The 9,289-nt window shown below is 66.3% G+C and carries 6 protein-coding genes; all 6 read left to right on the top strand.

Features of this window, described 5'->3' with window-relative positions; translation table 11 throughout:
• The first annotated feature begins 33 nt into the window (after window positions 1-33).
• The 6 genes from QNI11_RS10075 to QNI11_RS10050 all read left to right on the top strand — a co-directional run bounded on the left by QNI11_RS10075 (window position 34) and on the right by QNI11_RS10050 (window position 9,278).
• Window positions 34-1,896 (top strand): HlyD family efflux transporter periplasmic adaptor subunit, encoded by a 1,863-nt coding sequence (locus QNI11_RS10075; protein WP_283983304.1) that lies wholly within the window; start codon window positions 34-36, stop codon window positions 1,894-1,896.
• Window positions 1,897-1,899: 3 nt separating this feature from the next.
• Window positions 1,900-4,056: a PqqD family peptide modification chaperone gene (locus QNI11_RS10070; RefSeq protein WP_283983303.1), complete on the top strand. Its 2,157-nt coding sequence runs from the start codon at window positions 1,900-1,902 to the stop codon at window positions 4,054-4,056.
• A 118-nt stretch (window positions 4,057-4,174) separates the two neighbouring features.
• Window positions 4,175-4,963 carry a SapC family protein gene (locus QNI11_RS10065; RefSeq protein ID WP_283983302.1) on the top strand — a complete coding sequence of 263 codons (789 nt, stop codon included), beginning with the start codon at window positions 4,175-4,177 and terminating at the stop codon, window positions 4,961-4,963.
• Window positions 4,956-6,986 (top strand): translocase, encoded by a 2,031-nt coding sequence (locus QNI11_RS10060; protein ID WP_283983301.1) that lies wholly within the window; start codon window positions 4,956-4,958, stop codon window positions 6,984-6,986. Before QNI11_RS10065 ends, QNI11_RS10060 begins: the two co-directional genes overlap by 8 nt.
• Window positions 6,983-7,804 carry an efflux RND transporter periplasmic adaptor subunit gene (locus QNI11_RS10055; RefSeq protein ID WP_283983300.1) on the top strand — a complete coding sequence of 274 codons (822 nt, stop codon included), beginning with the start codon at window positions 6,983-6,985 and terminating at the stop codon, window positions 7,802-7,804. Before QNI11_RS10060 ends, QNI11_RS10055 begins: the two co-directional genes overlap by 4 nt.
• A gap of 199 nt (window positions 7,805-8,003) precedes the next feature.
• Complete coding sequence (locus QNI11_RS10050; protein ID WP_283983299.1) at window positions 8,004-9,278, top strand: NAD(P)/FAD-dependent oxidoreductase; 1,275 nt, start codon at window positions 8,004-8,006, stop codon at window positions 9,276-9,278.
• Window positions 9,279-9,289 lie beyond the last annotated feature (11 nt).

The following is a 9,289-nucleotide window of genomic DNA, read 5'->3' as shown; positions in this document are numbered from 1 at the left end:
CGGGACGGGCGTATTGCAGGGAATGACCGACATATGACAACGGAAAGCCCGAACGATACGCCCGCCCGGCGCGATGGCACCGGACAGGTCAGCTACGCGATCTTCGACCAGGCCCTCTGGACACGGTTCTCCGAGGCCGACTCCGTCGAGGGGTTCGTCGAAAGCTGGCTGGCCCTTCTGGCGCGGAACCTGACGGGCGTCACCTCTGCCGTGGCGCTGATCGGCGACCCCGACACCGGGCCCTTTGCCCCCGTCGCGCGCTGGCCGGAAGAGGCCGCGATCAGCCCCGCGCTCATGGCTGCCACGGAGCGGGCGCTCGGCAAGCGCCAGCCGATCCTGACCCGGACGGAGGAGGGGCACGAGATTGCCCTGCCGTTCCTGATGGACGGGCAACTTTACGGCGCGGTGTCCGTCACCATGCAGGGCGAGGCGATGACCCCGGGCGAGGTGGTCCGCCACCTGCGCTGGGGCGCCGGCTGGATCGAGGTGTTGCTGCGCCGCGACCAGGGGCGATCCTTCGAACGTCTGCAGGCCCGCACCGCCAAGGCGCTGTCGATGCTGGCGACGGTTCTCGAACAGAAACGCTTCAACGCCGCCGCCAATGCGCTTGTCACCGAACTGGCGCGCAGTCTGAAGTGCGACCCCGTCAGCCTCGGGCTCATGAAACGCGGCAATGCCAAGGTCGTCACGGTCAGCCACGCGTCCGGCTGGGGCAAGCGGATGAGCCTTATGCGCGACATCAGGGCCGCCATGAACGAGGCGGCCGACCAGGAGGCGGTGGTGCTTTATCCGCCGCCGCCCGGCTGGGACTATCGCGTGACGCTGGCGCACGAGGAACTGGTCCGCACCCACCGCGCCGACAGCGTGCTGAGCGTGCCGATTCAGTACGATGGCGACATCATCGGTGCGCTGACTCTGGAGAAGGCCGGGCCGGAGGGGTTCGACGAGGAGACCGTCGAACTGGTGGACGTGATCGCCACAGTCGTCGGTCCGGTGATCGAAGAGAAGCGGCGCAACGACCGCATCCTGATCGTGAAGGTCTTCGAGGTCATCGGCAACCAAGTGAAGCGCCTGCTGGGCCCCAGTCACTTCGGGCGCAAGCTGGCCACGCTGATCTTCGCCGGTCTGGTTTGGTATTTTGCCACGGCCATCACGACCTTTACCGTCACCGCCCCGGCCCAGTTGCAGGGCACCGTGCAGCGGACGGTCGTGGCGCCCTTTAACGGCTATATTGCGGACGAGCAGGTGCAGGCCGGCGCCGTCGTCACCGAAGGGCAGGTGCTGGCGCGGCTCGACGATCAGGATCTTGCGCTGGAGCAGCTGCGGCTGGTGACCTCGCGCGGTCAGAGGCAGGCGGAATACGCGCAGGCGCTGGCCGGCCGCCAGCGCGCCGAGGCCAACATCATCGAAAGCCAGATCCGCCAGATCGACAGCCAGATCGCGCTTGTCGAGGAACAGATCGCCCGGACCGAGATCCGCGCGCCCTTCGACGGGGTGGTCGTGTCGGGCGACCTGAGCCAGAAGATCGGCGCGACGGTGGAACGCGGCGAGGAACTGTTCAAGATCGCGCCGCCGGACGGCTGGCGCGTGGTGCTGGAGGTCGACGAGCGTGACCTGGCAGAGATCGCACCTGGGCAGACCGGGCAGTTACGCGTCTCCTCGCTGCCGGACCTCCCGTTGCTCTACAAGATCGAGCGGATCACGCCGGTCTCCGACCAGCGCGAGGGGCGCAACTTCTTCCGGGTGGATGCCTCGCTTGAGGAGAACGATCCCCGGCTGCGGCCTTCGATGGAAGGGATCGCGCGCACCGAGATCGACGAACGGCTGCTGTTCGCGGTCTGGACCCGCCCGCTGGTGAACTGGGCCAAGCTGACCTTCTGGCGCTGGATGCCCTGAGCGATGGCCAAGGCGTTCCTTTCGCAGAACTGGTATCGTGTCGCCAACCTGAAACCGCGCCTGCGCCGCCATGCGCGCCTGCACCGGACACGCTATCGCGGACAGTTGTGGTACGTCCTGCAGGACCGCACCTCCGGGCGGTTCCACCGGTTCTCGCCGTCGGGCTACCGGGTGATTTCCATGCTGGACGGCACGCGGACGGTGCAGGAGGTCTGGGACACGACCTGCGACCAGCTCGACGACGAGACGCTGACCCAGGACGAGGTGATCCGACTGCTCGGTCAGTTGCACGCGGCCGACGTGCTGCTCGGGGACATCCCGCCGGACATCGAGGAACTCTCCGACCGTGGCGAGCGCCAGCGCAGCAAGAAGCTCATCATGAGTTTCATGAACCCGCTGGCGGTGCGGCTGCCGGTGCTGGACCCGGACGACCTGATCTCGGCCACCATGCCGCTGGTCCGGCCGCTCATCTCGTGGTTCGGCGCCCTGATCTGGCTGGCCGTGGTGGGCTACGGCGGCTTCCTCGCGCTGTCTCACTGGGACGAACTGACCGAGAACGTCATCGACCGCGTGTTGACGGCGGAGAACCTCGGCCTGCTGGCGCTGTGCTACATCGGCGTGAAGGCCGTGCACGAGTTGGGCCATGCCTACGTGGTGAAGCGATGGGGCGGCGACGTCCACGAGATCGGCCTGATGTTCCTCGTGTTCATGCCCGTGCCTTACGTCGATGCCTCGGATTCGATGCGTTTCCAGTCGAAGTGGCAACGCGCGTTGGTGGGGGCCGCGGGCATCCTGGTCGAGGCTTTCCTTGCCGCGATCGCGATGATCGTCTGGCTGAACGCCGAGGACGGGCTGGTGCGCGCCTTTGCCTTCAACGTGATGCTGATCGGCGGCGTCTCGACCCTGCTGTTCAACGGCAACCCGCTGCTGAAGTTCGACGGCTACTACGTGTTCTCCGACCTGCTCGAGATCCCCAACCTCGCCAACCGCTCGAAGGAACATATCGGCTATCTGGTCAAACGCTACGCCTTCGGCATGAAGGAGCAGGAGGGACCGGCGACCGCCCCGGGAGAGGCCTTCTGGTTCACCACCTACGCGCTGGCGGCGTTCGCCTACAGGGTCTTCATCACCTTTGTAATCGTGCTGTTCATCAGCACGCATTTCTTCTTCATCGGCATCATCATGGCGATCTGGTCGGTGACGCTGATGTTCGGCTGGCCGCTGATGAAACAGGCGTGGTACCTGCTGGCAAGCCCGGCGCTTCGCCACCACAGGGGCCGGGCGTTTGCCGTGACAGGCGGCACGCTGGCGGCCATTGCCGCCGTGCTGTTTGCCGTGCCCCTGCCGCACGCCACGGTGGCCGAGGGCGTGGTCTGGGTTTCGGGCGAACACATCGTCCACAGCGAGGCCGACGGCATCGTGACCGAACTGGCCGCAGCACCGGGAACCCAAGTGGACAAAGGCCAGGCGCTGGCGACGATCGACAATCCGCTGATGGCCGCGCGCGTCACCATGCTGGAGGACTACATCGTCGAATTGCGCCGCCGCCTTGCCGCACAGGACTTCGTCGACCGCTCCGCCGCGCGGGTGCTGCAGGAAGAACTGCGCGCCGCCGAAGCCGACCGGGACCTCACGCTGGAGCGCAGCCGGAGCCTCGTGATCCGCGCCACGTCGCCCGGCGAACTGGTGGTTCCGGCAGGCATGGACCTGATCGGGCGCTACCTTCAGAAAGGCGATGTCGTGGGCTATGTGACCGATTTCCGGGACCCGCTTGTGCGGGTCATCGTGCCCGAGGACCGGAGCGATCTTGTCCGCAGCGAGACCTACGGCGTGAAACTGCGATTCGCATCCACGCCCGACCGGATCCTGCCCGCCCGGATTGAACGGGAAATCCCCGCGCTGTCCGCCTCTCTGCCCTCGATGGCGCTGGCCACCGAGGGGGGCGGGCGCATCGCCCTCGACCCCGGCGCCAGCGGGCCTTCGGGCCAGCGGCAGACCTTGTCCAACCTTCTGCATCTGGACGTGCGTCTGCCCCCGGGCACAACATATCGCAGCCTTGGCGAGCGGGTCTATGTGAGGTTCGAACACGGGCAGGAACCAGTCGCCGCTCAACTTTACCGCGTCCTTCGACAGATCTTCCTGCGCAATTTTGACCTTTGATCACAATACCTGAGCTATCCGCTGTTTCACAAAACTGTTGTGCGATTCTCAGCAGTTGGTAACGTCAAGGTTGTTCCGTACCCGTTCTATTTTTCAAACTTGTTTTCTGGAGGATCCCATGACCCAATTGTTGTTCTACGAGAATGCCGTCCCTGTAAGTTCTGCGCGGCACAAGAAGATGTCGGTGCGCACCGGCGCCGATTACAAGTTTGCCGAAAAGGTCAACTCTGTCCCGCTGACCGCCATCGAATTCGGCCAGGCGGCCATAGAATACCCCATCGTCTTCACCGGCAATGCGGACACCGTAATGCCCTGCGCCATCCTCGGCGCGACCGCCACCAAGAACCTGTTCGTGAAGCCGGACGGGTCCTGGGGCGGCAAGTACGTACCCGCCTTCGTGCGCCGCTATCCCTTCGTCTTTGCGCAGGACGCAGGCGGCAAGCAGCTGATCCTCCACATCGACGAGAGCTTCGAAGGCTGCAACGAGAAGGACAGGGGCGAGCGGCTGTTCGACAGCGACGGCAACCAGACGCAATACCTGAAAAGCGTGCTGACCTTCCTGCAGGACTACCAGCAACGCTTCAACCGCACGCAGCTGTTCTGCAAGCGGCTGATGGAGCTGGACCTGCTGCGTCCCATGGAGGCGCAGTTCAGTCTGCCGTCCGGAGAGCGCCAGTCGCTGTCCGGCTTCCAGACCGTCGACCGCGAAAAGCTGAAGGCCGTCTCGAACGAGGACCTCGGAAAGATGATGCGCACCGACGAACTGGAGTGCATCTATCTGCACCTTGGATCACTGCGCCACTTCGGGTCGCTGGCGGAACGCTTCTCGCTGGACGGCGACATGGGGGAGGAGCCCCAGATCATAACGGCCGAGACCGTCGAGGAGCCGACGGACGAGAATGCTTGATACCGGCCCTGTGGCCGCGGAAAAATCTGGCGTCGCCCCCGCGGGCGGCGCTTTCCTCGCGCCTGCGCTGACGCTGTACCCCGAACGGGAAGAACCGCGCCACCACTGGCTCGACCCCGCCGAGAACGTCGCACGCTACCTCTACGGGCGCCTCATGGTGCCGGTCCTGCGTCTGCGCCTGCGCGTGTTGCTCCTGCGGACGGTCTGGCGGGCGCGGGGCATCGCGGCGCTGGATGACGCCGGCCTTGACGCGCGCATCGAACGGGTGCGCCGGAAGGCCCGGACCGATGGCTTGACGGACGCCAATCTGGTCGAGGCATTCGCGCTGATCCGCGAAACCTCCCGCCGTATCCTCGGGCTTTATCACCACAAGGTGCAGCTCCTGGGGGCGCTCGCCATGGCGCGCGGGGCGGTCGCCGAGATGGAGACAGGCGAGGGCAAGACGCTGACCGCGACACTGACCGTGGGTGCCGCGGGGCTTGCCGGCATCCCTGTTCACGTGGTGACGGTCAACGACTACCTGGCCGAGCGGGATGCCGCGACGATGCAGCCGCTGTTCGACCGCCTGGGGCTGAGCGTCGGCGTGCTGAAACACGGGATACCGCCGCCGGAACGCCGGCGCATCTACCGGCGCGACATCGTCTATGCGTCGAACAAGGAGATCACCTTCGACTATCTCCGTGACCGGGTGAAGCTGGGCGGACCCCCGCAAAATGCCGCCCTGAAGCTGCGTCAGTTCCTCGACCCGATGGGGCAGGGCGAACTGCCGGTCATGCGCGGCCTGCATTTCGCCATCGTCGACGAGGCCGACAGCGTCCTGATCGACGAGGCGCGCACACCGCTGATCCTGTCGCGCGAAACCGACGCGGAGTCCGAACGCATCTGGGCGGAAACCGCGTGGTTGCTGGCGCGCCAGATGTTCGAGGGGCGTCACTACAAGCTGCACCGCCGGGAGCGCCGCATCGAACTGACGGACCGCGGCAAGGCGCGGCTGGAGACGCTCGGCCTGCAACGCGGCGGCATCTGGGCGAACCGGATCCGGCGGGAACAGGCGGTCACGCAGGCGCTGACCGCCCGGTATCTCTTTACCAGGGGCGACCAGTACATCGTGTCGGACGGCAAGGTGGTGATCGTCGATGAGTACACCGGCCGCATCATGGAGGAGCGCTCCTGGAACGACGGCATGCACCAGCTGGTCGAGGCCAAGGAAGGGGTGGAGATCACGCCGCGCAAGGACGTCCTGGCCCGTATCACCTACCAGCGCTTCTTCCGCCGCTACCGTCACCTTGCGGGCATGACCGGCACCGCGCGCGAGGTGGCGTCGGAACTGTCCACGGTTTACCGGCTGAACGTGGTTTCCATCCCGACCAACGCGCGGTCGAAGCGGCGCTTTCAACGCATGCAGCTTTTCCCGACAGCCGCCGCCCGCTGGCGTGCCGTGGCGGAGCGGGCGCTTGCCCTCTCGCGCGAAGGGCGCCCGGTGCTGATCGGCACACGCTCTGTCGAGGCGTCGGAACAGGCCTCGGAACACCTGCACGAGCTTGGGGCCGAGCACGACCTTCTGAACGCCCGCAACGAAGCCGAAGAGGCCGGGATCATTGCTCGGGCCGGTGAGGCGGGGCGGGTAACGGTGGCCACCAACATGGCCGGGCGCGGCGTTGACATTGCGCTGGGTGAAGGTGTGGCCGAACGCGGCGGCCTGCATGTCATCCTGACCGAGCGGCACGATTCCAAGCGCATCGACCGCCAGCTGGTGGGGCGCACCGCACGGCGCGGCGAACCGGGTTCGAGCCAGCCGATGTTGTCACTACAGGATGGTATCCTCGAGCACACATCTGCCGGCAAGGGCTGGCTGGCGACCCTGGCCCGCATGCCCGGCGGCATCGGCCGCCTTGCGGCCCGCATCCTCTTCCGCCGCGCACAGAAACGCGCCGAACGAAACCACGCACGTGCCCGACGCATCCTACTGGATCAGGATCGCCGGCTGGGGACGATGCTTGCCTTCAGTGGAAAACCGGAATGACACGTATGTTGCCCGTCCCCAGCGTCCTCAAGACCTGCTTCGCCTTGATGCTCGCCGCGCCCGCGACAGCCGAGACCTTCGACTGCGTGATCACCCCTGCGGTCACCATCGACGTCGGCTCGCCCGTGTCGGGGCTGCTGGACAAGGTCCTGGTGGATCAGGGCGACACGGTGGAAAGCGGCCAGGTCATCGCCCGCCTGCATTCGGAGGTCGAGGCCAAGGCCGTCGAACTCCTGCAGCTTCAGGCCCGCAGCACCGCCGGGATCGAGGCGCAGGAAAGCCGCCTGGCACTTGCGCAGAAGCAGCTGGACCGGGCACGCGACCTGATGGAACGGCGGGTCGGCACGCTCGAACGGCTCGAAGCGGCAGAGGCCGAGGTGGAGGTCATCACCCGCGAACGTGCCATGGCGCAGCTCCAGCACGAGGTGACGGGGCTCGAACTGGAACGCGCACAGGCGCAACTGGAACAGCGCGTGATCCGCAGCCCGCTGGACGGCATCGTGGTGGCCCGTCACTTGTTCGACGGCGAATTCCTCGGGACCGAAAACAGCGTGGTGTCTCTGGCTCAGGTCGATCCGCTGCACGTCGAGGCGTTCCTGCCGGTCACCGCCCACCCGATGCTGAGCCCCGGCATGACGCTGACCGTCACCCCCGAAGCGCCGCTGTCAGGCACGTTTTCGGCGCGGGTGGACGTGATCGACCGGGTGTTTGACGCGGCCTCCGGCACGTTCGGCATCCGGCTGACCTTGCCGAACCCGGGCAACGCGATCCCGGCGGGCCATCGCTGCGAGGTCGAAGTGCCATTGCCCGGCCAGTGACATCGGAGTTCATGGGCGATCCGTCACCCCGTGCAATTGTGAAGAGGCGGTTTGACCAGCCGCGGCGACAAGCACGACTTTGGATAATCCGAACCAGAGAAGATGAAATCCGTAATTTTCCCGAACCTGATTCATGCTTAAGGTGGCCGGACGCACCGGGCCGGATGACACGCCCGGCACTTGGACAAAGGGACACCGCATGACCGTTGAAACCGTCGACACGCTGGTCATCGGAGCCGGACAGGCCGGAGTCGCCATGAGCGAACACCTGTCGCGTCACGGTATCGGCCATGTCGTGCTCGAAAAGGACCGGATCGCCGAACGCTGGCGGACGGGCCGCTGGGACTCGCTCGTCGCGAACGGGCCGGCGTGGCACGACCGGTTTCCCGGCCTGACCTTCGACGAGGGCGGAGAGGCATTCGTCCACAAGGACAGCGTGGCCGATTATTTCGAACGCTACGCCGCCCGCATCGATGCGCCGATCCGCTGCGGAGTCGAGGTTCGTCGTGTCTCGCGTCTGCAGGGCCGACCGGGCTTCCGGGTCGAAACGTCGGCAGGTGAGTTCCGGGCGCAGTCTGTCGTCAGCGCCACGGGTCCGTTCCAAGTGCCGGTGATCCCGGCGGTCATCCCGCCCGAGACGGCCGTGCAGCAGATCCACTCCGCCGACTACCGCAACCCCGACGCCCTGCCGCAAGGCGCCGTCCTTGTCGTGGGCGCCGGATCGTCTGGCGTGCAGATCGCCGACGAGCTGAACAGGGCAGGGCGCAAGGTCTACCTCTCGGTCGGACCGCACGACCGCCCGCCACGCCGGTACCGCGGCCGCGACTTCGTCTGGTGGCTGGGCGTGCTTGGCAAGTGGGACATGGCCGCGCCCGCGCCCGGCACCGCGCATGTGACGATTGCCGTCAGCGGCGCGCGGGGCGGCGAGACGGTGGATTTCCGCAGGCTGGCGCATGAGGGGCTGACCCTCGTGGGGCGGACGGAACGCTGCGAGAACGGCATCCTTTACTTCGCGCCCGACTTGGCGACGAACGTCGCGCGCGGCGATGCCAACCTGCTCTCGCTGCTCGACGAGGCCAATGCCTACGTTGCGGCGAACGGGCTCGACCTGCCGGAAGAGCCGGAGGCCCGCATCTTCCCTGATGACCCGGACTGCATGACCCAGGCGTTGGCTGAGCTCGACCTTGCACAGGCGGGGATCGGCACGGTGATCTGGGCGACGGGCTATGCGCTGGATTATGGCTGGCTGGACGTGGATGTGCTGGACGAGACCGGCAAGCCCCGCCACCAGCGCGGTGTCTCCCCGGTGCGAGGGCTGTATTTTGTCGGGCTGCCGTGGCTGTCCCGGCGCGGATCGAGCTTTATCTGGGGCGTCTGGCACGACGCGGCGCATGTGGCCGACCAGATCGGGATACAGAAGACATACGAAACCTATGACGCGCAGGCCGGTGGCCTTGGCGCGGCGGCAGAATGAGAAGGACCCGC

It is taken from the genome of Sagittula sp. MA-2, from assembly GCF_030126985.1.
Classification (GTDB): domain Bacteria; phylum Pseudomonadota; class Alphaproteobacteria; order Rhodobacterales; family Rhodobacteraceae; genus Sagittula.
The sequence above is the reverse complement of the archived record's forward strand: the minus strand, read 5'-3'. Positions and strand labels throughout refer to the sequence as shown.

Bases quoted from the DNA above. Each gene is read 5' to 3' on its own strand.
- QNI11_RS10075 (WP_283983304.1), top strand. From the start codon at position 34: ATGACAACGGAAAGCCCGAACGATACGCCCGCCCGGCGCGATGGCACC.
- QNI11_RS10070 (WP_283983303.1), top strand. From the start codon at position 1,900: ATGGCCAAGGCGTTCCTTTCGCAGAACTGGTATCGTGTCGCCAACCTG.
- QNI11_RS10055 (WP_283983300.1), top strand. From the start codon at position 6,983: ATGACACGTATGTTGCCCGTCCCCAGCGTCCTCAAGACCTGCTTCGCC.
- QNI11_RS10050 (WP_283983299.1), top strand. From the start codon at position 8,004: ATGACCGTTGAAACCGTCGACACGCTGGTCATCGGAGCCGGACAGGCC.
- QNI11_RS10065 (WP_283983302.1), top strand. From the start codon at position 4,175: ATGACCCAATTGTTGTTCTACGAGAATGCCGTCCCTGTAAGTTCTGCG.
- QNI11_RS10060 (WP_283983301.1), top strand. From the start codon at position 4,956: ATGCTTGATACCGGCCCTGTGGCCGCGGAAAAATCTGGCGTCGCCCCC.